This is a genomic window from Algoriphagus sp. oki45 (assembly GCF_036245605.1).
Classification (GTDB): domain Bacteria; phylum Bacteroidota; class Bacteroidia; order Cytophagales; family Cyclobacteriaceae; genus Algoriphagus.
In genome coordinates, this window is sequence record NZ_BTPC01000001.1 from 778,791 (window position 1) to 801,862 (window position 23,072).

19 protein-coding genes, 2 tRNA genes and 1 riboswitch are annotated in these 23,072 nt (G+C 43.2%); of the genes, 8 read left to right on the plus strand and 13 right to left on the minus strand.

Translation table 11 applies throughout. The features are described 5' to 3' along the window. Position 1: 1 nt before the first annotated feature. A riboswitch (SAM riboswitch) is annotated at positions 2 to 101 on the minus strand. Between the two features lie 84 nt (positions 102 to 185). Beyond that, positions 186 to 1,502 carry a hypothetical protein gene (locus AAA942_RS03450; protein ID WP_338218838.1) on the minus strand — a complete coding sequence of 439 codons (1,317 nt, stop codon included), beginning with the start codon at positions 1,500 to 1,502 and terminating at the stop codon, positions 186 to 188. 60 nt (positions 1,503 to 1,562) lie between these two features. Continuing rightward, positions 1,563 to 5,864 (minus strand): PAS domain S-box protein, encoded by a 4,302-nt coding sequence (locus AAA942_RS03455; protein WP_338218839.1) that lies wholly within the window; start codon positions 5,862 to 5,864, stop codon positions 1,563 to 1,565. A 199-nt stretch (positions 5,865 to 6,063) separates the two neighbouring features. On the opposite strand from AAA942_RS03455, the gene AAA942_RS03460 reads away from it, so the two are divergent. Then, a complete protein-coding gene (locus tag AAA942_RS03460) occupies positions 6,064 to 6,384 on the plus strand; it encodes a YbjQ family protein (RefSeq protein ID WP_338218840.1) in 321 nt (106 codons plus the stop codon). A gap of 17 nt (positions 6,385 to 6,401) precedes the next feature. Here the strand turns inward: AAA942_RS03460 and AAA942_RS03465 are convergent, their stop codons facing one another. From AAA942_RS03465 to AAA942_RS03480, 4 genes are all read right to left on the minus strand, one after another. Continuing rightward, positions 6,402 to 6,635: a (2Fe-2S) ferredoxin domain-containing protein gene (locus AAA942_RS03465; RefSeq protein WP_338218841.1), complete on the minus strand. Its 234-nt coding sequence runs from the start codon at positions 6,633 to 6,635 to the stop codon at positions 6,402 to 6,404. Continuing rightward, a complete protein-coding gene (locus AAA942_RS03470; RefSeq protein ID WP_338218842.1) occupies positions 6,635 to 7,888 on the minus strand; it encodes a DUF819 family protein in 1,254 nt (417 codons plus the stop codon). The genes AAA942_RS03465 and AAA942_RS03470 overlap by 1 nt, the downstream gene beginning before the upstream one ends. Before the next feature lie 61 nt (positions 7,889 to 7,949). Further along, positions 7,950 to 8,504: an NUDIX hydrolase gene (locus AAA942_RS03475; protein WP_338218843.1), complete on the minus strand. Its 555-nt coding sequence runs from the start codon at positions 8,502 to 8,504 to the stop codon at positions 7,950 to 7,952. A gap of 67 nt (positions 8,505 to 8,571) precedes the next feature. Further along, positions 8,572 to 9,270: a hypothetical protein gene (locus AAA942_RS03480; RefSeq protein WP_338218844.1), complete on the minus strand. Its 699-nt coding sequence runs from the start codon at positions 9,268 to 9,270 to the stop codon at positions 8,572 to 8,574. A gap of 443 nt (positions 9,271 to 9,713) precedes the next feature. Between AAA942_RS03480 and aceK the strand changes: the two genes are divergently transcribed. The 4 genes from aceK to AAA942_RS03500 all read left to right on the plus strand — a co-directional run bounded on the left by aceK (position 9,714) and on the right by AAA942_RS03500 (position 15,336). Further along, entirely contained in the window at positions 9,714 to 11,438 is a 1,725-nt protein-coding gene (gene aceK, locus AAA942_RS03485) for a bifunctional isocitrate dehydrogenase kinase/phosphatase (protein WP_338218845.1), read from the plus strand. 116 nt (positions 11,439 to 11,554) lie between these two features. Beyond that, the gene (locus AAA942_RS03490) at positions 11,555 to 12,676 is read left to right on the plus strand and encodes an alpha/beta hydrolase (protein ID WP_338218846.1); all 1,122 of its coding nucleotides are present in this window, start codon (positions 11,555 to 11,557) and stop codon (positions 12,674 to 12,676) included. Between the two features lie 19 nt (positions 12,677 to 12,695). After that, positions 12,696 to 14,117, plus strand: coding sequence for a leucyl aminopeptidase family protein (locus tag AAA942_RS03495; protein WP_338218847.1), 1,422 nt, complete (start codon positions 12,696 to 12,698; stop codon positions 14,115 to 14,117). Between the two features lie 4 nt (positions 14,118 to 14,121). Continuing rightward, complete coding sequence (locus tag AAA942_RS03500) at positions 14,122 to 15,336, plus strand: ATP-grasp domain-containing protein (protein WP_338218848.1); 1,215 nt, start codon at positions 14,122 to 14,124, stop codon at positions 15,334 to 15,336. 154 nt (positions 15,337 to 15,490) lie between these two features. Here the strand turns inward: AAA942_RS03500 and AAA942_RS03505 are convergent, their stop codons facing one another. The 7 genes from AAA942_RS03505 to AAA942_RS03535 form a co-directional block, all read right to left on the minus strand. Continuing rightward, a complete protein-coding gene (locus AAA942_RS03505) occupies positions 15,491 to 16,051 on the minus strand; it encodes a 1-acyl-sn-glycerol-3-phosphate acyltransferase (protein ID WP_338218849.1) in 561 nt (186 codons plus the stop codon). Next, the gene (locus AAA942_RS03510) at positions 16,048 to 16,857 is read right to left on the minus strand and encodes a patatin-like phospholipase family protein (RefSeq protein WP_338218850.1); all 810 of its coding nucleotides are present in this window, start codon (positions 16,855 to 16,857) and stop codon (positions 16,048 to 16,050) included. Before AAA942_RS03510 ends, AAA942_RS03505 begins: the two co-directional genes overlap by 4 nt. After that, positions 16,847 to 17,686, minus strand: a complete 840-nt coding sequence (locus AAA942_RS03515) for an MBL fold metallo-hydrolase (RefSeq protein WP_338218851.1) — start codon at positions 17,684 to 17,686, stop codon at positions 16,847 to 16,849. The genes AAA942_RS03510 and AAA942_RS03515 overlap by 11 nt, the downstream gene beginning before the upstream one ends. Before the next feature lie 134 nt (positions 17,687 to 17,820). After that, positions 17,821 to 18,768, minus strand: a complete 948-nt coding sequence (locus AAA942_RS03520; protein WP_338218852.1) for an acetyl-CoA carboxylase carboxyltransferase subunit alpha — start codon at positions 18,766 to 18,768, stop codon at positions 17,821 to 17,823. 345 nt (positions 18,769 to 19,113) lie between these two features. After that, positions 19,114 to 19,187: transfer RNA gene (locus tag AAA942_RS03525), tRNA-Asp, on the minus strand. Between the two features lie 28 nt (positions 19,188 to 19,215). Next, positions 19,216 to 19,289, minus strand: a tRNA-Asp gene (locus AAA942_RS03530). Positions 19,290 to 19,423: 134 nt separating this feature from the next. After that, complete coding sequence (locus AAA942_RS03535; RefSeq protein WP_338218853.1) at positions 19,424 to 20,134, minus strand: 6-phosphogluconolactonase; 711 nt, start codon at positions 20,132 to 20,134, stop codon at positions 19,424 to 19,426. Between the two features lie 153 nt (positions 20,135 to 20,287). On the opposite strand from AAA942_RS03535, the gene AAA942_RS03540 reads away from it, so the two are divergent. The 3 genes from AAA942_RS03540 (at position 20,288) to AAA942_RS03550 (ending at position 23,047) form a co-directional block, all read left to right on the plus strand. After that, the gene (locus tag AAA942_RS03540) at positions 20,288 to 21,739 is read left to right on the plus strand and encodes an amidohydrolase (RefSeq protein WP_338218854.1); all 1,452 of its coding nucleotides are present in this window, start codon (positions 20,288 to 20,290) and stop codon (positions 21,737 to 21,739) included. Positions 21,740 to 21,837: 98 nt separating this feature from the next. Further along, positions 21,838 to 22,359: a hypothetical protein gene (locus tag AAA942_RS03545; RefSeq protein ID WP_338218855.1), complete on the plus strand. Its 522-nt coding sequence runs from the start codon at positions 21,838 to 21,840 to the stop codon at positions 22,357 to 22,359. A 229-nt stretch (positions 22,360 to 22,588) separates the two neighbouring features. Next, positions 22,589 to 23,047, plus strand: a complete 459-nt coding sequence (locus AAA942_RS03550; protein ID WP_338218856.1) for a DUF4440 domain-containing protein — start codon at positions 22,589 to 22,591, stop codon at positions 23,045 to 23,047. Positions 23,048 to 23,072: the final 25 nt, after the last annotated feature.

Consider the following 23,072-nt stretch of genomic DNA (forward strand, 5'->3'; position numbering starts at 1 on the left):
CCGCTCATCTTCTTCCGGCATATCCGGAATGGGAGTTAGCACCTTGTTATCAGGTTGCTAAGACGTCGTAGGGCCCTTCCCTCGGTCTTTCTCGATAAGCTAGGCAAAAATAACAGCAAAAAGGGAATTCCAATCAACTGCGAGAAGTAAAACTTGGATAAAAATAGGATTCAACTTTATCTCAACTAAGGCCGAACCCCTATTCCAAAGAGCAGGTAGCTACCTGACATGTATTGATTCATAGAGATCTCACCAAGACTATATCCAGGAAAGGCCAGCTCATAACCGGCAGAAGCAGTAAATACCAAATCAAAAAGTTTCCTTTTGGTCATCGGCAGTCCATATTCAAAAAACATTTCCGGCTTGAACATTACCCCAGAACTTCTCAAGTACCCATCAAAATACCTTTTTTCAAACAGCTCCGGAAAATCAGGCTTGTCCACCTCGCTGAGCGTGTATCGCAGATTGCCATATCCTACACCTCCCAACAATCCCAAAGCAAAATTCTCAAATTGAATCAGCTTGAGGCCCCCATTTGCATAAACCCGTACACTATTCAAGCTGTGCTCCTGAAAATTGCTAGCCTGTCCACTCATGGCAAGATTAAAGATATCTACGCCATATAAAATACCCTCTGTATCTCCCAAAATCCGAAGACCCCAGTTGGAAGGTTTGCCTTCCAATGGCTGATAGTCAAAGGATTTAAGGTAAGTATTCAATTCATCAGGTTGGGTAAAATGAACCCCTCTAAATAGAGAAATTCCGATGGATGCATCCTTGTAAAAGAAATTCCTATCAGGAAGAGAAATTCCTGCCCCCACCCGGATAAAAGCTCCCGACTGGGCATTATCGAAGGCAATCCCATTCATATTCCAAGAGTTTTCGATTGGGCTAAACGAATACCCCCCTCTAGCGATGACTTGGAGCGCTTCTTTTCTTCCTGGAATTGGAAAGTCATAGCTCAGTTGGAAGCCGATTTCAGTCAAAAAATTTCCAAACTGCGAAGTTCCTTGGTGTATATCGTTTTTCCGAAGGATAAATCCTTGCTGAGGATCTAGGAGAAATAGTTCTAGATTTCGGTCTTGGCCCTCGGGCAGCATCTGAAAATTCATAAACCCGAAACCCAGTCCCAAATAGTGAATCAATTGAAATCTTCCCTCTTCAGTCATGGAATAACCAACATTAAAAAGTGCCCTCGTAGTCCGATATCGGATTTCCATATCGTCAAGCTGACTTGCTTTTCCGGTATGCTGTCCCAAGTCAAATCCCAAAACAAAGTCATTGATTCGAGTCTGATAGCCTAGTCCGAAGCTGGAATATCTATTCCTTAGAGGTGACAACCCCCTTTCTTTGAGCATTTGATTAAACTGAGTCAGATTAGCTCCCGAAAAGCCCGTATAGGCATAAAAAGTAGGTCTCTTGTTGATTAATTCTTGGGAGAATGAGTTCCCGAAAAAACCAATAAGCAACAAACAAAGAAAAATCCTTGGGTAGGAAGACATGAAACAGAAAGGTAAAGATTTAAATCAGCCTGCTTTCAGGCAAAATTAATGCTAAACCCATCATTCAATACTTTCTTTTGTATTCAGATACTTGAATATTTTTTCATAAAGGCCCTCTGGGGAGAAGGGTTTGGGTATAAAATCATTGAATCCTACAGAGGATAATTCATCCTTTATTTCATGGATTGATGCAGCAGTCAGGGCTAAAATCGGAACCTTTGATTTCTTTTCATCTCCTAATCCCCTTATTGTCCTTGCTACCTCAAATCCATCCAGTTCAGGCATTTGCAAATCCAGCAAAACCAAATCAAAATCTCCTTTTTCATAGGCTTCCAAAGCTTCTTTTCCGTCAGCAGCAATGACCCAGCTTCCGGTATTCCATTTGGTGAGGAATTTTCGGATCAATATCTGATTTACCGAATTGTCCTCAGCGACCAAAATAGAAGCATGATGAAGAGATCGTTGATTTTGAATCAGTGTCTTCTCATGGGCTCTTGCCTTTTCATCATCAAACTCAAAAGGAAGTGTGAATTCAAAAATACTTCCTCCACCGGGTCTGGATTGAACCTCTATTTCACCTCCAAAAAGCTCCACCAAGCGCTTTACGATAGCTAAACCCAAACCAGTGCCGCCATATTTTCGACTGGTACTGGACGAGGCTTGGGTAAAGGCTTCAAAGATGGATTTGACTTTTTCTTTGGGTATTCCGATACCTGTGTCCTCAAAAGTGAATTTGATCTCCGTCAAATTTCCCTGTACAAACTCTCTTGAAATCTGAATTCTAACAAATCCTTTTTCAGTGAACTTGATGGCATTGGAGACTAGATTATTCATTACTTGTCCCAGCCTCAAGGCATCTCCATAGATCACCTGAGGAATAGACTCATCCACTTCGCAGTAAATCTTCAGGCCTTTTTCATTAGCCAAAAAGCTGTGTGAATGGACAATCCGATGCACCATGTTTCGGATTTCAAAAGGTGCCTTTTCCAATTCCACTTTTCCGGAATCAATCTTATTGTAATCCAGAATATCATTGATCAAGGCCATCAGGTTCTCTGCCGAGAATTGAAGAGTCTTTAGATTCTCCAATTGATCCGGTCTTGGATCTTCTTCCATAAGAAAATGAGCCAAACCAATGACCGCGTTCATCGGTGTTCGGATTTCATGACTCATTACAGATAGGAATTGGGATTTTGCCTGGGAAGCGAGTTCTGCTTTTTCTTTGGCAATGAAGAGTTCTTTTTGCGCTTCTTTCAGCTTGGAAATATCCCTAGCCACTCCGGTGTAGTATCGGTGGATTCCCTGCTTATCTTCAATCAGCTTTCCGTTGGAGTTAAATACCCGATATTCCCCGTTTTTGTGGCGGAGTCGGAATTCCAAAAACTGATTTTTTGCAAGAAAATCCTGAGTTTCACCAATCATCTTTTGGAACACATCCAGATCATCCAAATGGATAAATTCAAAAATACTTCTACCAATCACTTCCTCCGAATCATAGCCTAAAAACTGATTGACATTTGGGGAGACATAGTGAAGAAGATAAGCTTCAGAAAGGGAGAAAATAATTTCCGTAGATTCCTCTACTAATCTTCTGTATTTTTCCTCAGACTTCTTCAGGTTGACTTTTGCTTGGTATTCAGCATGGATATCCCGTACAATACTGAGTGCAAACTCTACTTTTCCATTCTCGACAATTGGTCTGATGATCCGCTGATAATATCTGTCCTTCAAGAAGAATTCAGACTCGACGATTTCTTGATTTTCGTATACCCGATTTAAGATTTCATTGACTTGCTCATACTGAGTAAGCTGAACATCCTTAAGAAATTTACCCTCAAAATCCTCTTTCTTCAGTCCCCACTTTTCAAAATTGGTGCCTTCAGCGAGAATATATCTCCTATCCTTATCCAAAAGGAAAATGTTAGTGTCAGGGATATTGGAAGCCAGCATTCGGTACTGCCGGTCCCTTCGTTCCTGAACCACCTCAAAATTTTTCCTATCTGAAATGTCCTGGAATAGCCCCTCATGAAGGTAGACTTCTCCCAGCTCATCGTATACCTCAGAAGTACGGTCTTCCACCCAGACTAGGGTGCCGTCAGGCTTTACTATTCGATATTCTCCGGAGAAAGCGAGCCCTTTCATATCCCCTTTATCGACCTGTGCCTTTTTGAGCAGCTGGTCTAAATCTTCGGGGTAAATCAAATCCAAAAAAGAAACTTCATTCTCTATCAGCTCTTCGGCATTGTACCCAAATCGACTGATATTCTGAGAGATATATTTTATTTTATAATTTTTTGATGGATTTACACGGAACAATACCGCAGGGCTGTTTTCCACGATCAATCGGGCTCTTTGTGCAACCTGCTCTGATTTGTACTTCTCTTCCAAGTTTCGGAAAATTAGAGAATACCCAATTTTCTCTTGACTCTCGGCATGAATAGCCCTTGCTGACACTTCAAATGGGGATCTGGAAGTATGTACCGTGGCTAAATGCCGCTCTGTCTTCCAGACCTCTCCCACATTCAAATTTTGAATAAAATCAAATAGCTTTTCCCCCTTTTTCCAGCCAAAATCAATTAAATCCTCAATCTTCCCTTTAAAGTCTCTTGCAGTATTGGGGCAACAAAGCTGAACCGCCGCCTCATTGATATAAATCACTTCCAAATCTTCATTCACGACCAGAATGGGATCCACGATTTGTGCGAGAATCTGAGATTGAAGTCTGAGGTTATTTTCAGAAATTCTTTTTTGAGTGATATCACTGCAGAATCCATAGACCTCCAGACCTTGAGATAAATATTCCTTTTTCCCTACAATCTCATAATGAAAATACCGAACAGAGTCTCCTGTTTTTGTAATGGTGAATTCTCCGGATCTTTGGGTTAGCTCTGAAGAAACTATTTTTAGGTCTTGGATAAATTGCTCCCGATAAGGTTTATCGATTTTGTACAGGAGAAAGGCAGCGTCAACATATTGAGATTTGTCCCCTATCTCCAAAAGCTGAGAAAAGCCTGCCGAAAAATAAAACTTGTCTTTGAAGGCACTATATCTCCAAGAGCCGGATTTAGACAATACTTCGGTAGAAGCAAGAAGGTTTTCGTTTCTTTCTAGCTTTCTCAGGATTAAATTGCCGAGATAGGCTCCCGCTACAATATCACCAAACTGACGGAGTATCTGTATTTCTTTTTCTACAAGCGGGAAGGCTAATTCTTCAATCTCAAACTGGATGATGCCCAATAAACTCTCCTCGGAAAGCAGTGGAATAAAGATGATCTCAATCTGATCCTTGCCTCCTCTTTTGGAGGATTTAGAGGGCAAAGAGGAAAGTTTCACTTTTCCTTTTTTCAGGTCAGTTTTCAAGGAATTGAGCAATGAGAAATACCTTGGTCCTTCTGCAATAGGGCTTGAGTCCGGACCGGAACTCCATGAGCTGATGATTTCAAGCTCTTTGGTCTCCTTGTTTATAATTACTATTTCAGCGGATTGAGCATTCAAAAATTCTCCAAATCTCATCAAAGTTTCATCCAAGTGCTCTTCTAAATCAGTGAGATTAGCACTGATCATTTTTGAAGAAACTTGATTGATCAGATTTTCAATATCAAATCGCCTGATCAAAGACCTTTCGGTCTCGATAAACTCAGTAATATCTCTGGAGCTGAACATGATCCCCTGGATATCGGGGTGGTCGAGAAGGTTTTTTGCAAAGCTTTCTAAATAAACCCGCTTCCCAGATGGCATTCTTACCCAAAAATCAATAGGAACTTCCTTGTTTTTAGCGTTCAATACCTCAAAAAAATCACCCTTTACCATTTCAATGGATCCCTTGTCAATCCAGTCTAGGTAACTTTTGCCAAGAATGCTTTCTGGAGGAAAACCCAATTTTTGGGTAACTGAATCACTGATGAATTTGTACCTACCTTGCTCATCCAATATGGCTATGAGATCATAGCTGTTATTGAGGATACTCTGCATGAAATCCGCTCTCCTTGAGGAATCATGATTACTTTCATTTCCTGTGCTTCTTTCAACTTTCTCAACCAATCCTTTTGCAATGAGAAAATGAGAGGTATAGGAAGAGGGCAAAGGGAAAAAAGACCATTCGATAGTTTGAATTTGTCCTTTTTGGGTAGTTAAACTGGAGAAGTATTTGGCGGTTGTTTTTTCCCCGGTTAGAAAAAACCGGTTTAATCCTTCAATAATTTCCTTGGACTTAAAGTAGGATTTCCAATCCTCATTGGGTGGCTGGAAATGGTTGAGAAAATGGGAATTAAAATATAAGATATCCTCAGCATCAAGCAGCATAACAGGCTCATCCAGTTCATTTAGAAAATCAGAAATATCAAATTGCTGGAAGGAAATCATGAATCAGTTTGGGCCTATTCTTTAACAAATTACTCAATTAGAAACTCAATTCTAGAAAGATTTAACTAAAAACAAACACGTTCACAGGAATATTTTTTAAAAGCAAAAAGCGATTTTTTGAAGTTTTTTCTAACCCTTGTGTCTAATTTTCAGTAGATAAAAACTCACATACAATTTATTAAATCTAAAAACCAATTTTATGATCATTTCGACCACACCAAGCCTAGAAGGATATAAAATCGAACAATACCTGGGAGTAGTCACAGGAGAGACTATTATCGGAGCAAACATCTTCAAAGACTTCTTTGCCAGCATTACCGATATCGTCGGAGGCAGATCTTCCGCTTACGAACAGGTTCTCCGAGAAGCAAAAGGAACAGCCATGGTAGAGATGGAAATGCAGGCAAGGGCATTTGGGGCCAATGCTGTTGTGGGAATTGACCTCGACTATGAAACCATCCGAGAAGGAATGCTCATGGTCACTGTCAGCGGCACTGCCGTAAAAGTCTCCAAGCTTTAAACAACAAGTCCTGATCTTCAGGACTTTTTTATTATTTCAGCCACCTTATGAACGGTGGCTTTTTTACAAAAGAAATCACCCACCACGACCATAGGTGCTGATTTGCAATGGTCCAGACATCTAGTCTTTATCCATTTGCATTTTCCTTTCAACTCAGGCTCATTCTCAAGCTCTTTTTGAAGCTTCTTTGCACCTTCCTTTTTGCAATCTTTACCTGTGCAGACCAGCACTAACTTTCGCTTGTATTTCATCACCAACTGGATACAGCCTGCATCATCAACCCACTCAAATAGGCTCCGTAAGTACCCACTGCGTAGCCTAAAACAGCAAGCAAAACCCCAACGGGAGCCAAAGACGCATCAAATGCCCCTGCCACAATCGGTGCTGAAGCAGCACCTCCCACATTAGCCTGCGAGCCGACTGCAACATAAAAGAAAGGAGCCTTGATCATCCAGGCCACAAAACCCATAATCAGAATATGGAATATCATCCAAAAAATCCCGACTAAGAAAAAGACAGGGTTGTCCAAAACTGCTCCCAAATCCATCTGAGCTCCTATAGTAGCAACCAAAACATACAAAAGAACCGAACCCATCCTTGATGCTCCGGCCCCCTCCAGATTTCTGGCTCGGGTAAAAGATAGAATCAGGCCCAACGTAGTGGCAATCACTACTATCCAGAAAAAGGTAGAGTTTAAGGAATATTGGTCCAATTCAGGATAATTCTCCCCAAACCAAGGACCAAGGAAATCAGCACATAGATGGGAAATGCCTGTAATACCAAACCCCACTCCCAAAATCTTCATGGTATCACCCAAACTCGGAATACGCATGATTCCTTCCCGGAATTTGGTAATTCGGTCTCTCAATTCATAAATGGCCGAATTATCCGACTTCAGGAGTTTGTCCAACTTCTCCGGTTTGGCAGCCCAATACAGCAAAAAGGCCATCCAAAGATTGGCCACGAGGACGTCCACTGCGATCATTTGACCAAACAGAACAGGGCTCGCTCCAAAAACCTCAAGCATCGCTGTCTGATTTGCTCCCCCTCCAATCCAGCTACCTGCAATCGTGGATAAGCCCCTCCAAAGCTCATCCGGACCACTTCCTGAATAAATATCAGGAAACATGGAGCCAACTGTCAAAAGAGCCAATGGGCCACCTAACATTATCCCCAAGGAACCGGCCAGAAACATGGTCAAAGCTTTTGGTCCCAACTTCAAAATGCCTTTTAGATCTATACTGATTGTAAATAAGACTAATGAGGCAGGAAGTAAATATCTGGATGATACAAAGTAGAGTTGGGAACTTTCCCCCGAAATAATTCCCAACGAGTTGAATACTGCAGGAATAAAATAACAGAGCAGTACAGTAGGTACATAGCGATAGAATTTTTGCCAAAAGGGATGTTTGCTGGCAGAGGTAGCGAAAACAAAGGCTAAGGTCGCTGCCAAAAGTCCAAATACTACCGCATCATTGCTCAATAAAGGGCCAGATTCCTCCATAGTTTATATAATTCTTGGTCTGCAACAATACCCAAAAAACCCTGATTTCCCCAAAACCAAACTAATCATCTTCCAAAATTCGGCTAAGCTCATTCAAAATCATAGCTGTCGCACCCCAGACAATTTCCCCATCAATGTCAAAATACGGGGTATCTAAACGTATTCCTGACCCCAATTCAAGAAGAGTCTGCTTGCGAATACTTCTGTCCAAAAAACCAGATACAGAGGAAGAAATGATACGGTCTACTTCCTTTTCTTCCGGGATAAAATCAGGTTGAGCACTTATTAGACCTACAATGGGACTGACCAAAAAATTACTTGCAGGAATATACAATTCACTCATTTTTCCAATTACTTCAATAGATCTCCGGTCTACGCCAATCTCCTCCTCAGCTTCTCGAAGAGCAGTTTGAATTACGTCCAAGTCCTCAGGATCCATCTTTCCTCCGGGCAAAGCAACTTGACCACTGTGGACACCAAGATACTGTGGCCTTTTGATCAGAGGAAAGTAAGCCAGTCCGTCTACAGGATAGAACAATAATAATACTCCGCTTTTTCTATGATTGGGAGGAAGGTTGGGATCAAATCTCTTCAAATTGATAGGCTGTGGTGCCATTTGCAGGTGAGCTTCCTTTCCTGGCAGCGGAGATCGAAGCCTTTCCTCAAGATGAAATATCAGCTTTTCAAATTCCATTGGAAGTCAAATCCACGGCTTTTAGCTTTTTGTCCAGATAGGATTCCGGAAGGTAGGTTTCGGTTCCTTTGGTGAGACGAAATTGTCTGAATCGATGCTTATTTACATCAATTACCCAGACCATGGGTCTAAAGCCCTGATCTTCCTGAAAATAACCCAATACCACAAATTCATTTTCATTGAGCCAATATCCATCTTCAAACATGCCTGAAGGCCCCATGAAAAGCAACCTTTCTCTCATTCCATCCGCCCGATACCAAATGACCTCAGAATCAGGATTGAGAAAAGGTTGATCTAATATTTCCTGTGCTTCTACCTTATATTGATAGATGTCAATGGTTCCTTTTCCCTTAGGATGGAGAAATTGATAAGGAAAAAGCGGGTCCCCTTCCTTAATCGGATTTGCTTCGGGCATTTCCATAGGGTCAATGGAATCAGTCAGAATGAGCTCAAAGTCTTCGCCACTTATCAGACCGACTACCTCCGACCAATGGTTGATCCAAACTGGCTTGGCCATCAAAACCGTATCAATTTTACCCTGAAATATTTCCAACTCATTCTCTGTCGTCACCTCGGACACAGGACTTTCCTCAGCGGTCTCCCCTCGCTCACAAGCCATCAAAAAAATGCCAATAATTAAGGCGACTAAATAGTTGAAAATTCCTTTCATCGGTTTCAGTTGAAACATGAAGCTAATCTAGGATTGGGAAAAAACAAAAATCTGGAAATAATGAGAACCTAATGACTTCATTGACAAGCCTTTTTATTCAAGTCAAGACTGTTTTACCAGCGGAAAAAGGAAGTCTTCAAAAATTCAAAGTCGGATTGGAGGCAGAGAAAGAGGTTTTTGAAATGAAACACCCTGAAAAAATAAAAAAGGCCGAAATATGACTTCGGCCTTTTCCTGCTCTCAAACCTATTAAACCTATTGTAGATATTCAATTCATGAATACCTGCGAAAAGTAGAAAATGTTTTTATTCTGTCCAAACAATCGATTGCGAAAAATATTCAAAATTTTATTCGGCGAGGTTTTTTTGGGCTTAAATGGCAGATAATCAAGTTTTTTTCTTGAGAAAAAATTTTCCTTTCCCCCAAAAAATCTCAATTTCCGAGACCTCGCCAAATATTCTATGCCTCAACGCGCCCTACCCCTTGCAAAAAAAATCTATGAAGGCTACTGCACCTACATCGAGACCTTCAATACGTATACCCGATTGGCACCTCTTTACTTCGCTCAGAGAAACTGGATCGCAATGCAGCTCAATCAGCGTCAAAGGCTGAGATTGTACAAGGATCTTCTTTTTCACCTGATTACCATTTTTCAGGAAATGCTTGGACCGGACAGTACCAATCGAGAAATCTGGTCTTTGATTCGAGCAGAATATCAACTCATGATTCAAGGCAGACCCGATTCTGAACTGTCGGAGACCTTCTTCAATTCTGTTTTTCGAAAAACCTTCCCCGATAATTTTTTGGACGAGGAGTTGATGTATGTGCAGGCTCCGGAAATCTCCTATGATTTCCAAGAAAACTCTCCACTGCTCAATACCTACCCAGCCAAAATGGGATTAGAGCCCATTATTCGGCAGATTTTGGAGGATTACGATTTGGGAGCTCCGTTTATGGACAAAGAGCAAGACATTAAGTATTTGATTCAAGGGGTCAAAGATGTCATCCTCAGTCGATATCAGGTTGCTGAAGATGCCAAAACACAAATTCTGAAATCGGTCTTTTACCGAAACAAAGCTGCTTACCTCATTGGCAGAACCTATGTAGGAGGAAAATGGATGCCATTTATTATTCCTTTTCTGCACGGCCCAAAAGGAATTTTTGTGGACACCTTGATTTTTGACCCGCATTTAATGAGTCATTTGTTCAGCTTCACCCGCTCCTATTTTATGGTCAATGTGGAGATTCCTTCTCAGGTGATCGGATTTTTGATTTCAGTGATTCCTCACAAACATATCCATGAATTATATAATGCAATCGGGTTCAACAAGCATGGGAAAACCCTCTTTTACCGGGACTTTTTGAATCATCTTAGAAAAACAGAAGATCAGTTTGAAATCGCTCCAGGAATCAAAGGAATGGTAATGACAGTTTTCACCTTACCCTCATTAAACATCGTTTTCAAACTGATCAAGGACCATTTTGAGCCGCCAAAAAACATGACCCGGCAGGAAGTCCGGGAAAAATACAAGCTCGTCTCACTTCATGATCGAGTGGGCAGAATGGCCGATACCCACGAATTTGAGCATTTCAAAATTCCCCTTTCCCGAGTCAGCAAAGAATTGATGCAGGAATTAAGAAATACGACAAATTCTCTTTTAAAGATTTCAGAAGACTACCTGATTATCAAACACCTGTATACAGAAAGGAGATTGATTCCTCTCAATATTTATCTGGAGGCCTGCAGCACAGAGGCTGGGAAAAAAGCAGTAGAAGATTACGGAAGAGCGATTTTGCAGTTGGCACAAGCCAATATTTTTCCCGGAGATATGATGACCAAAAACTTTGGTCTGACCCGACAGAAGCGGGTGATCTTTTACGATTATGATGAGATCGAATTTCTGGAAGACATGAATTTCAGGGAAAAGCCCATAGCCGAAACCTACGAGCAAATCTATGCGGCAGAACCTTGGTATGAAATCCATAAAAACGACGTTTTCCCTGAGGATTTTAAGCGTTGGATGATTGGAAGAGAAGATCTCAGACCTCATTTTTTGAGCTACCATCAGGATCTATTTAATCCGGCTTACTGGAATTCGCTCAAAGAAAGAATTGCGCAGGGCGAACTAATTCATGCCTTTCCTTACCCAGAGGAAATCCGTTTTAGACCTTTTGAGCAGGATTAGCGTTGCTTGAGTAAAAATTACAACAATAAAGAGCCTCTAACCCAAGTTTATTTCATTCTTAGCGCTGCAAAACTTATTTTTGGGATTACGGGTTTTCCATTGATTCACCTCAACCCATGCTTACCGAAACTCCACCAGCCACATCTACCCTAACCTCTAAAAAAATTATCCTCCATACGTCGGAGGATGATGATCGGCCGGTCTATATCTCAGGCAATTTTAACAATTGGGCCACTCAAGACTTTCGGTTCAAAATGCATAAGGTGGAAAAGGGAAAGTATGAGTTTTCTTTTCCCGAACACATGGACCTTCCTGAGGAGTTGATTTACAAGTTTACCAAGGGGGATTGGTCAGAGGTGGAAATCGATCGGTATGGCAATAGGACTCCGAATAGGCACTGGAAAGACCAATCTCAGGTCAAAGTAGAACGAGTAACCAAATGGAGAAAAAACTGGCTTCCCTATCGCCCTTCACAGCTTCCTCAGATTCATCTCATGTCCGAGGAATTTGAAATCCCCCAACTCAACACCAAAAGAAAAGTGTGGGCCCTTTTGCCCCATGACTATGACAGCAGTGACGAGCATTATCCGGTACTTTACCTTCAGGATGCACAAAACCTCTTCAATGAAAATGCAGAATTTGGCAACTGGCAGATAGACAAAAAACTCGCCGTCATGTCCGATTATGGCATTGGAAAGATCATCATCATAGCTGTGGAGCATGGAGAATCTGAGCGGGTTCAAGAATACAATGTAGGCAAAACCCTTCTGGGGCACGGCAGCGGCAAGCAATATATCCGCTTTGTGGTGGATACACTGAAACCCTTTGTAGACAAAACCTACCGAACCCAACCCGAACGGGAATTCACCGGAATCGGAGGAAGCTCCATGGGGGGATTAGTCAGTATTTTCTCCGGACTGATGTATCCGGAAGTTTTTGGGAAATTGATGATTTTCTCTCCCTCCCTTTGGGTCATTCCTAAAATTAAGTTGGGCTTTTTGGATATTTTCGAGCCACAGGACACCCGAATCTACCTCTACGCAGGAGGAGACGAAAGTGAAACCATGGTAGATCATGTCTTGAAGTTCCGCAAGCGTCTTCTCAAAAGGGAAAGTCTCAAAGGCAAGATGAAAGTCCGCCTATCCATCAATGAACAGGGAAAACACAACGAATCCTACTGGAGTGATGAGTTTCCCAAAGCCATCGAATGGCTATTTTACAGTGATAAACCGGAGTAAGCTCCAAACTAATTTTAGCATGCAATTCAAACTCAACCCCAAAACCCTTTCCGAATCCAGACTGAGGGTGATTCCTGTTTTGGAAAATGACCTAGAGCAAACCTTGGAAAGCAAACTTCCGGGAACGGCTATTTCAACCGCTCTTTTTTCGGGAAAAAAAGACACGCATTTCACCTTGAGTCATGAAAGTCAGCTTATTCTTCTTTTGGGTCTAGGCAAAGAACCGGATTACAGACAGGTGGAAAATACCTTTCGAAGGATTCTTACCAAGCATTCTTCCTTAGTAGAAAAGGAGATTTATCTCGACTTTCCGGATAATCTTTCCGATTCTCTTTTTGAAGCTGCTCTGGTTGGTTTTCAGTTAGGCACTTACTCAATCGGCTTTTTCAAGAAAGAAGGACCAAAAAGCTTTAAAAAATTGAAAGTTGGGGTTCGGATTTCTTCTTCAAACCCTAAAAACCTTGCTCTAACTGCTCAGAGAATAGCCGATGCCAAAATGGAAGCCTTTCGGTTGGTGGATCTCCCCCCGAACAAAATCACCCCACCCAATTTGGCTGACTGGGCAAAAAACCTGGCCAAAAGATTGAATTTGGGAGTGAAAGTTATTGATCCCAAAAGAGCTAAATCAGAGGGTTTGGAGGCCTTTTTGGCTGTAGGAAGAGGATCGGCAAAAGAACCGAAATTCATCATTTTGGAGTATCGTCATCCCAAGGCCAAGTTTCACCTCGGACTGGTGGGCAAGGGAGTCACTTTTGATACCGGTGGCCTGAATATCAAAACTCAGGGAATGCACCACATGAAGTCTGATATGGGAGGGGCTGCTGCAGTGTTAGCCACTACACAGCTAATTGCGGAGCTGCAACTTCCGATTCATCTTACAACCATCGTACCTGCAGTGGAAAATGCCATTGATAAGGATGCCTACTTGCCATCCGAGGTAATTGGCAGTCATGCAGGATTGAGTATAGAGGTCGTGGATACGGACGCTGAGGGTCGATTGATTTTGGCTGATGGACTTTCCTACTTGGTGAAAAACTATAAACCGGATCATTTGATCGACTTGGCAACCCTGACCGGAAGTAGCATCGGAACCTTTGGCTATGAAAGTGCCGCCCTGTTCTCCAATGATGGAGGCCTCTCTCACGGCCTTCAAGAGGCTGGAGAAGAAATCGGAGAAAAGTCATGGCCTTTGCCCCTTTGGGAAGTTTATGCGAGGGAAATGGATTCTGAGATTGCTGATATCCGCAACTACCACGGGAAGCCTTTTGCAGGTGCCATCACCGCCGCCAAGTTTCTACAGGCATTTACTCATGAGCATCCTTCCTGGGCTCATTTGGACATTGCAGGGGTATCTTTTACTGATACAGAATTTGCAAAAACCAAAACCGGGTCTGCATTTGGTGTGAATTTATTGCTTAAGTTTATCCAAAAGCAGCTTTAAGAATATGGATACTTCCAAGACTTTTCTTTGCATTTCCAATTACTTCAAGGGAAATGCTTTTTTGACGGCCCTCAAAAAACAAGGAAATCGGGTCTTTTTGGTCACCACCGAGCAACTCAAGGACAAACCTTGGGCCTTTGAATACATCGATGAGGTGTTTTACATGCCCGGGCAGGATTTGGACTGGGACATGGACCTTTTGCTTAAAGGAGTGGGTGGCTTGATGAAAGATCATAAGATTGAAGCCATCATCGCCTTGGATGATTACGATGTGGAGAAGGCCGCTTTTCTTCGGGAAAATCTGAGAATTCCCGGGATGGGTCAGACCACAGGAAGGTATTTCCGGGACAAGTTGGCCATGAGGATGCGCGCCAAAGATGCGGGAATCCGTGTCCCTGCCTTTTCTTCCCTTTTTAATAATGATGACATCAATCATTTTGCAGATACAGTGCCTGCACCTTGGGTGCTAAAACCCCGATCTGAAGCTTCCGCTCATGGAATCATAAAAGTTCATGACAAGGATACGCTTTGGCAAAAAATTGACGAATTGGGAGAAAACCGGGTTTACTATCTGGTTGAGCAGTTCAAACCCGGTGACGTGTATCATGCGGATGGACTACAAGTTGACGGAAAGAATCTTTTCCTCACCGTATCCAAATACTTGGCTACTCCCATGGAAATCTCTCAAGGAGGAGGAATTTTCCGCTCTGCCAATATCAAATATGGGTCTGATGACGATAAGGCTATACGCAAAGTGAATGATCAAATCATGAAGGCCTTTGGCTTGAAAAATGGTGCATCCCATACCGAATTTATCAAATCCCGTGAAGACGGAGAAATCTATTTTCTCGAGACTGCTTCAAGAGTGGGAGGTGCGCACTTGGCAGAAATGGTGGAAGCCGCCACAGATGTTAATCTATGGGCAGAATGGGCAAAGATTGAGGATGCCGTAGCCAAAGGGAATAAATATCTGCTTCCTAAGCTCAAAAAAGGCTATGCGGGAATTATTCTGACTTTGTCCCCATTTGAGCATCCCGATTTGAGTGGATTTGATGATCCTGAGGTATGCTTCCGGGTTCCTCTGGAATACCATGCTGGATTGATAGTCAAATCGCCCAAGCAGGACCGGGTGATGCAGCTATTGGATAATTATGCAGACCGATTTGCCCGGGAGTTTTCGACTTCGGCGGCGGCACCTGAGGTGAAAAAGTTTCATTGAAAATCAAGAGGTTGTCTAAAAAGTGAAATTTGTCAAATTGAGTATTTGAGATACGAGAGTCCCGAAATCGAAAGGTCGTCCGGAAAGCTTGAAATTGCCTTCGACTCCGCTCAGGCTGACAACGATACAATTTATGCGACAGCCTCTTCGCTTTTTAAATAATCCCTTTCTCGGGATGCTTGCCGGTCACCGTCCTACCAAAATCTTTCATTTCCTCGATTTGGGCATCCATTTCTCCGTTGGGGTAGATCACAGGACCGATTCCTGCTTCCTTTTTTTTGTAATCCAAATAACCTACGACAATGGGAACATTTGCTCCAAGTGCTGTGTGATAAAATCCTGTTTTCCATTTCTTTACCGCTTTTCTGGTACCTTCGGGTGTCACCATTACCACCAGCTCATCCGACTCCTTAAGCATTTGAGTCATAGCCTCGGTGTAGGTTTGCTTTCTTCCTCCGGGGATTCTTTTTCGGTCTATGGGAATCGCTCCCAAACCGGAAAGTAACCATCCCAATGGTCCAACCATGACTTCCTTTTTGATGGTAAATCGGACCGGAATATCCATCAAATAAAAAGCAGCCCTGGCATAGAGGATATCCCAATTGGAAGTATGGGGTATCGCAATCAAAACCGCTTTTTTCAAACCTTTTGGCCAATTCGCATTCAGACTCCAGCCTGAAATCCAAAAGATAAATCTGGAAAATAACTTCATCATAGCGCTTTTTCTTTTTTAGGCTTTGGAGCATTGGCCAACTCGAGGATGGAAGGATGCTCTTCCACAGTCCTCAAAGCAATTTCGTATCCAGCCTGAAAAAGTTCAGGAGCCTTTTTGATATCAAAAACCCCATATTTTCCCAAGCCGGGAGCTTCTACAAAATAGTCACATTTGGCCTTTCGGCTGTAGACATTGTAATTCATCGTCATGATCACTGATCGCTCGATGAGATTTTTCATGTTTTTGATATTACTCTCTTCAGGCAGATGATTGCAGTTGACCCCGATTACATAATCACAGGTTCCGTCCAAGGGCTCAACAGGAAGATTGTTCAGTACTCCCCCATCCACGAGATATTTGTTCCCGATCTGGATCGGTTCAAACATGCCAGGGATGCAGGCAGAAGCCATGATTGGCTTGATCAATTCCCCTTCATCGAAATAGACCACTTTTCCTTTTCGGATATCGGTCGCTGCTACTGCCAAAGGGGTTTTTAGCTGAGAAAAATCGTCGTGAGGCAAATAAATCTTGAAAAGATTGCCCACGGACTCCATTTTCAGGATTCCTTTCCAAGAAATCGCAGGACGCATGAATTTGAAGTAATTGGTCTCCACAATGATCTTCAAAACTTCCTCAGGACGATAGCCCTGACAGTACATCGCTCCGGCTATCGCCCCGGCCGAGCTCCCGGTGATTTTTGTGGGGAAAATCCCTACCTCATTGAGTGCTTTAAGCACACCCAAATGAGAAATACCCCGGACACCGCCACCAGAGAGGGCAAGACCTATGCGTAGATTAGAGCTCATCAAGTCGGAAAGTTTGATCCAAACGTACTCCTTTTTCAGTCATTTTCACGGTGCAGCATTCATTTACCGGATCATGCTCCAAAAACAGCACAAACTTTTCCCTTGCTGCTTCCTCCAAAAATGCCTGCTTTTCAGAAAGTGTAAGAAGCGGCCGGGTATCGTATCCCATCACATAGGGCAAAGGAATATGTCCCACAGAAGGAAGCAAATCCGCCATAAATACTACCGTGTGACCTTTATACTTCATTTTTGGAAGCATTTGCTTATCGGTATGTCCGTCTGCTGTGATCACATCAAATCCCTCGAAAAGTGACTTTTTCTCCAAATCGATAAACTTCAACACCCCATGATCCTGCATAGGAAGGATGTTTTCTGTCAAGAAAGAGGCTTTTTCTCTTGGGTTAGGTTTGGTCGCCCAATGCCAATGATCCGAATTAGACCAATAGGTAGCCCGTGGAAAAGTCAATTCGTATTGCCCATGAGAGCCATAGCGAACACCTCCCCCACAATGATCGAAATGCAGATGGGTCAGAAACATATCCGTTATATCGGTTGGGAGAACTCCCAGATGCTTAAGGCTTTTGTCCAGGGAATCTTCCCCATGCAGGTAGTAATGAGAAAAAAACTTGGCATCCTGCTTGTCCCCGATTCCATTGTCGATTAAAACAACCCGGTTGCCTTCCACTGCCAGCAAACATCGCATGGCCCAAGTACAGAGGTTGTTTTCGTCGGCGGAGTTGGTTCGGGACCAGAGGGTCTTAGGCACCACTCCAAACATGGCTCCTCCGTCCAATTTGAAAAAGCCGGTATTGATTGTATATAATTCCATTTGGGTTATTCTTGGTTGGTGAATGGGTAAAAAGCCAAAAAGCAACCTTTTCCAGGGCGGATAGATTGCTTTTTAGTTTTATCTTATTCTTAACAGCTTAGCGATTTTAAGCTTTCAATCTCCGGTTTCAGAACTTACTCCTCGACCACGCCCATGGAGCAAAACTTCTCGATTCTTTGCTCAATCCGCTTTTCCGGCTTGATTTTATCCAGCTCTTTAAGGGACTGAATTATGGCCTCTTTAATGGTTTTGGCCATCCATTTCAGGTCTTTGTGCGCTCCTCCAAGTGGCTCCGGGATAATGTCATCCACCAAGCCATTGGCTTTCATATCCTTAGCGGTAAGCTTCAAGGCCTCGGCTGCCTGCTCTTTGTAATCCCAGGATCTCCAAAGGATAGACGAGCAGGATTCAGGAGAGATGACGGAATACCAGGTATTTTCCAACATGAACACGCGATCTCCCACTGCGATACCCAAAGCACCACCGGATGCACCTTCTCCGATAATAATGCAGATTACGGGCACTTTCAGCATAAACATCTCTTTGAGGTTTCTTGCAATGGCTTCTCCCTGTCCTCTTTCCTCCGCTTCCAATCCCGGAAAAGCTCCGGGAGTATCAATTAGGGTAACGATTGGCTTTCCGAATTTTTCGGCCATTTTCATTAGTCTGAGGGCCTTTCTGTATCCTTCCGGATTGGCCATACCGAAGTTTCGCTCTTGACGTTGCTTGGTGTTGCGGCCTTTTTGCTGTCCGATAAACATGACCGTACGGCCATCGATATCTCCAAGCCCACCGATCATGGCTTTATCATCTTTTACGGTACGGTCACCGTGCAGCTCGATAAAGTCATTCGTGATCTCGTAGATATAGTCCAGGGCATAGGGCCTGTCTGCATGACGGGATAGCTGCACACGCTGCCATCGGGTCAAATTGTCAAAAGTCTCTTTTTTCAAAGCAAGGATTTTTTCTTCCAAAGACTCAATATCGGAACTCAAATCGATATTTCGGCCCTTGGCCAACTCTTTCATCTCCTGTAGTTTTTGCTCTAAATCAGCAATGGGTTTTTCGAATTCTAATACCATTTGATTGGTTTTTGAGAAAAGCAAAGATAAGGGAATCTGTTTATCGACTGCAAAATGCAGCCTTGGAATTGGGTTTGAAATTGAATTCAAATGCTTCAAAAAACAAAAAAGCCTTAGATATCTCTAAGGCTTTGTGCGGAATGGACTGCCTGTCCCGAAGGATTTCGGGAGGACTCGAACCCACGACCTTTCCGACTGGGTCGGGACAGGCATTCTAACGAGCTGAACTTCGCTTTTATTTTTTATGATGAAATATGGGGTACTTTATTTTGATGAATAAATGGGAAAAACCAATTCTTAAATTAGGTAAAACAAAAAAGCCTCAGATTTCTCTAAGGCTTTAAGCGGAATGGACGGGACTCGAACCCGCGACCTCCTGCGTGACAGGCAGGCATTCTAACCAGCTGAACTACCACTCCTAATGGTTTAGCTTTTATTAATTACTTGCGGAATGGACGGGACTCGAACCCGCGACCTCCTGCGTGACAGGCAGGCATTCTAACCAGCTGAACTACCACTCCGTTTTTCCTTCGCTTTTGAAGTGGTGCAAAGGTAGAAAAATGAAAATGAACAGCAAGAACCAAATTCGATTTTTTTATTCCGATTCGATTATCTCATTCTTTTTCAAAGAAATAATTTCTTTGGTTCCGCCACCTTAGACCACACTACTATCCACCAACACCTCTACATTGCCGTGTAGCCAAAGCAAGGAAGCAGGAAATTGTGTGCTGATCTCCGGTTTTTTGAGCCGCTCAAAAGCCTCTTTTTTACCTGAACCGGAGATAAAGAGCAAAATCTTTCTGGACTGAAGAATCTCCCCCACTCCCATGGTCATTCCAAAAGTTGGGGGCTGCTTGAGGGATTTGATCATGCCGTTGTTGAGCGTACTTTCAGCCAATTGGCACACATGAAAGCCCGGCTTCAAAACTTCACCCGGTTCATTGAGAGCAATATGTCCGTTGACTCCAATACCCAAAATGCAAATATCCACCAGCCCTTCCTTCTGAATTTGCTTTTGCATTTGCTCACAATCTCCCTCCGGATCCTGGGTAAACGGGTCAATCGTCCAATACCGATCTGCCTTGATTCCCATGGGCTGAATGAATTTTGTCTGCACATCGAGCTCGGAAGTGAAAGTAGATCCATATTCCAAACCTCCCCATTCATCCAATTTGACCACACGTAGCTTTTGGCAGAAATCAGGATTGACCGACTTTTCATTGACCATTTCGGCATAAAGCCCTGAGGGAGAACCTCCGCTTGCCACACAAAAAAGCAAGTCGGGCTTCTGATCGATTTCTTTTTTGACCAGTTCAAAGCCTTTTCGGCTCATGGATTTAAAATCCGGGAAATAGTGAAAATTCATCGGGGTACTTTTTGTAGCAAGTAAAGGAAATATTTTCTATGCTTTTTCTATAAGGCCAATCCCCACTTCAAAAATAGCTTCAAGCCTTCATCCCGAGTCATAAAATTTAAAATCATTCCTTATCTTTTTGGTGAAAAAACCACCGACACATACATGAAAACCATTAGCCTTGGAATAGCCACCGCGCTTTGTCTTTTAATTTCTCCCTCTTTTGCCCAAAAAGCAAAGCCCAAACCCAATCCTCTCAAACAGGAAGTCCAGCAAACCATCGAATCGAGATTTGCTGAAATGACCGAACTCAGTGACAAAATCTGGGCTTTCGAGGAGACAGCTTTCCATGAAACCCAATCCGCAGCGGCCCTTTCGGCCTATGCAGAGGAATTGGGCTTCAAAGTCACCCGAGGAGTTGGAGAAATTCCCACGGCCTTTATGGCAGAATACGGTTCGGGCTCTCCTATCATCGGCATCATGGGAGAATTTGACGCCCTTCCCGGTTTGTCCCAAAACAAGGTTCCTTTCAAAAGTCCGCTCAACGAAGGGGCTCCGGGTCATGGATGTGGGCATAATTTGTTTGGTGTCGCCTCTCTCAGCGCTGCGGGGGTGATCAAGGATATGATTGCCGAAGGTAAGCTTCAGGGCACGATTCGCTTTTACGGAACACCGGCCGAAGAAAAATACTTCGGCAAACTCTGGATGATCCGATCCGGAATCATGGATGACGTGGACATCATGATGGATTGGCATCCCGGTGATGAGACGGAAACGGATGTTCAAAAAGGCTTGGCCTTGGTGGATTTCATCGTGGAGTTTAATGGGCAGGCAGCCCATGCTTCCGGAGATCCTTGGAACGGCCGCTCTGCCTCAGATGCTTTGGAGCTCTACACCGCGGGAATCAATTACTATCGGGAGCATATTAAGCCAACGGTACGGATCCACTACCACATTCAGGATGGAGGTCAGGTGGTCAATGTGGTTCCTGATTACAGCAGACTATGGGTTAGGGTTCGGGACACTTCTCGGGAAGGACTGATGCCGGTATGGAAGCAAGTGGAAAAAATGTCCGAAGGAGCGGCCATTATGGCCAACGTAACCCATAAAGTCACTCTGGTCTCCGGAGTACATGAGATCCTTGTCAACCGAACCGGTTCTGCGGTGATGCAGGCCAATCTGGAGGCTTTGGGCCCCATCTCCTACACGGAAGAGGAACAGGACTTTGCCAAAAAGATCCAAGAAGCCACCGGCAAACCCCAAATCGGATTGGTCTCAGAAATCAAACCCATGAAAGAAACCCTGGAGCATAGCATGGGAGGCAGTACGGATGTGGGGGATGTCAGCTGGGTGGTACCGACTATCCGCATGAGTGCGACCACCGCTCCCAATGGTACTCCTTGGCATTCCTGGGCAGTAGTCGCTTCCGGTGGCATGTCCATCGGGCATAAGGGAATGGCCTATGCAGCCAAAGCCTTGGCCATGACTATGGTGGATCTGTATCAGAATGAAAGCTTAAGAACCGAAATCAAAGCAGAATTCAAGGAGAAAAAAGGCGACTATGTGTACAAAGGAATTATCCCTGACGGTCCACCCCCATTGAATGCGGGATATTAATGTAATTCAAAAATACCCGCAACTTACTTCGTAAGGCGTACAAATAAGCGTGCCTTGCGCAATAAGTTGCGCAAACACAAACGTTATAAGCCATTCTAATGACAACCTTCAAAACTAAGCGACATATCGAAATTGACGAAGGTTATCAAGGCATAAACTTGACAGAGTTTGCTATTAAGGTTGACGAACAAATAGACAATGACAATATTGTTGACACCTTTATTCGTTCAAAGCAATTCTCATTTGACAGTTTGCGTGACTGCGTAAAAGCTGAACCAGATAAAGGTTATTTGAGACAAGCATTTAACATTGAAAGAATAAAAATAACGGACTTCAAGAAGACAGATAAGAAAGGAACTTCAAAATTTCTTTCTGATTTCTATAACGAACCTGATTGGGGTGATGACCGAAGTGACTTTGCAAAACTGCTTGACAGGTATTTTGAAATTCATAATCAAATTGAGACAAATAACTTTTACATATTGTCCAAAGACTGGTTCAGTAAAGAAGATGATAGAATAATTGAACCGGAAAGTTGGGTTTATATCTATTACTTTTTGATTATTTATGTCGACAAGAAATCAAACTCACTGACCTTGACAGAATGGACATACGATTAACCACACGAATAGAAAAACGGCTAACAACTAGGTTTTCGTGCTGCTTGCAAAGCCAAGCATGAAACCGCTGTTGCACTGCCTGTCCCTTCCCGATTTATCGGGATATCGGAAAAACAGGTGAGGTGCCTATGGGGATTGAATCGGATTTTCAGTTGGATATGAATTTAATTTCCCAGATCAATTCAATTCAGGTAACTTTAGGTGTGTCAAATCCTACTCCTTTCTAAATATGCTCAAACCCCTACTCCTCTCCTTTTGCCTCCTTTTCTCTCTATCGGTTTTAGCCCAAACTCCGACCGAGGACCAAGCCCAGCTGGAGGCTTTGATCCAAAACTCTTTCGATGCCATTTTCTCCGAATTTGACGAGGAGAAACTTACATCCTTCTATACCGAAGACTTTTTACTACTCGAGCAGGGAGAAGTCTGGGATATGGACATGGTCCGTAGCTACCTTAAGCGGGCAAAAAACAATCCCAATCCCTCCGTCCGCACCAATCGATTTGACTATATCAAAACCGTGGTCGAAGGAGACCGTGCCTGGATTGCCTACCACAACTATGCGACCATCTCAAGAGGCGAAGAGGTCATCCGGGAATTATACTGGCTGGAAAGTGCCACAGCAGTCCGTACTCCGGAAGGCTGGAGACTGGATATGCTGCATTCCACCCGGGTTGAGATTGAAGATTAACAAAACTGATTGTACGCAATTACCC

Coding starts and splice junctions, on each gene's coding strand:
- AAA942_RS03490 (WP_338218846.1), top strand. CDS start 11,555: ATGCTTACCGAAACTCCACCAGCCACATCTACCCTAACCTCTAAAAAA.
- AAA942_RS03520 (WP_338218852.1), bottom strand. CDS start 18,768: ATGGTATTAGAATTCGAAAAACCCATTGCTGATTTAGAGCAAAAACTA.
- AAA942_RS03500 (WP_338218848.1), top strand. CDS start 14,122: ATGGATACTTCCAAGACTTTTCTTTGCATTTCCAATTACTTCAAGGGA.
- AAA942_RS03465 (WP_338218841.1), bottom strand. CDS start 6,635: ATGAAATACAAGCGAAAGTTAGTGCTGGTCTGCACAGGTAAAGATTGC.
- AAA942_RS03550 (WP_338218856.1), top strand. CDS start 22,589: ATGCTCAAACCCCTACTCCTCTCCTTTTGCCTCCTTTTCTCTCTATCG.
- AAA942_RS03505 (WP_338218849.1), bottom strand. CDS start 16,051: ATGATGAAGTTATTTTCCAGATTTATCTTTTGGATTTCAGGCTGGAGT.
- AAA942_RS03495 (WP_338218847.1), top strand. CDS start 12,696: ATGCAATTCAAACTCAACCCCAAAACCCTTTCCGAATCCAGACTGAGG.
- AAA942_RS03460 (WP_338218840.1), top strand. CDS start 6,064: ATGATCATTTCGACCACACCAAGCCTAGAAGGATATAAAATCGAACAA.
- AAA942_RS03455 (WP_338218839.1), bottom strand. CDS start 5,864: ATGATTTCCTTCCAGCAATTTGATATTTCTGATTTTCTAAATGAACTG.
- AAA942_RS03540 (WP_338218854.1), top strand. CDS start 20,288: ATGAAAACCATTAGCCTTGGAATAGCCACCGCGCTTTGTCTTTTAATT.
- AAA942_RS03510 (WP_338218850.1), bottom strand. CDS start 16,857: ATGAGCTCTAATCTACGCATAGGTCTTGCCCTCTCTGGTGGCGGTGTC.
- AAA942_RS03535 (WP_338218853.1), bottom strand. CDS start 20,134: ATGAATTTTCACTATTTCCCGGATTTTAAATCCATGAGCCGAAAAGGC.
- AAA942_RS03470 (WP_338218842.1), bottom strand. CDS start 7,888: ATGGAGGAATCTGGCCCTTTATTGAGCAATGATGCGGTAGTATTTGGA.
- AAA942_RS03545 (WP_338218855.1), top strand. CDS start 21,838: ATGACAACCTTCAAAACTAAGCGACATATCGAAATTGACGAAGGTTAT.
- AAA942_RS03515 (WP_338218851.1), bottom strand. CDS start 17,686: ATGGAATTATATACAATCAATACCGGCTTTTTCAAATTGGACGGAGGA.
- AAA942_RS03475 (WP_338218843.1), bottom strand. CDS start 8,504: ATGGCACCACAGCCTATCAATTTGAAGAGATTTGATCCCAACCTTCCT.
- AAA942_RS03480 (WP_338218844.1), bottom strand. CDS start 9,270: ATGTTTCAACTGAAACCGATGAAAGGAATTTTCAACTATTTAGTCGCC.
- aceK (WP_338218845.1), top strand. CDS start 9,714: ATGCCTCAACGCGCCCTACCCCTTGCAAAAAAAATCTATGAAGGCTAC.
- AAA942_RS03450 (WP_338218838.1), bottom strand. CDS start 1,502: ATGTCTTCCTACCCAAGGATTTTTCTTTGTTTGTTGCTTATTGGTTTT.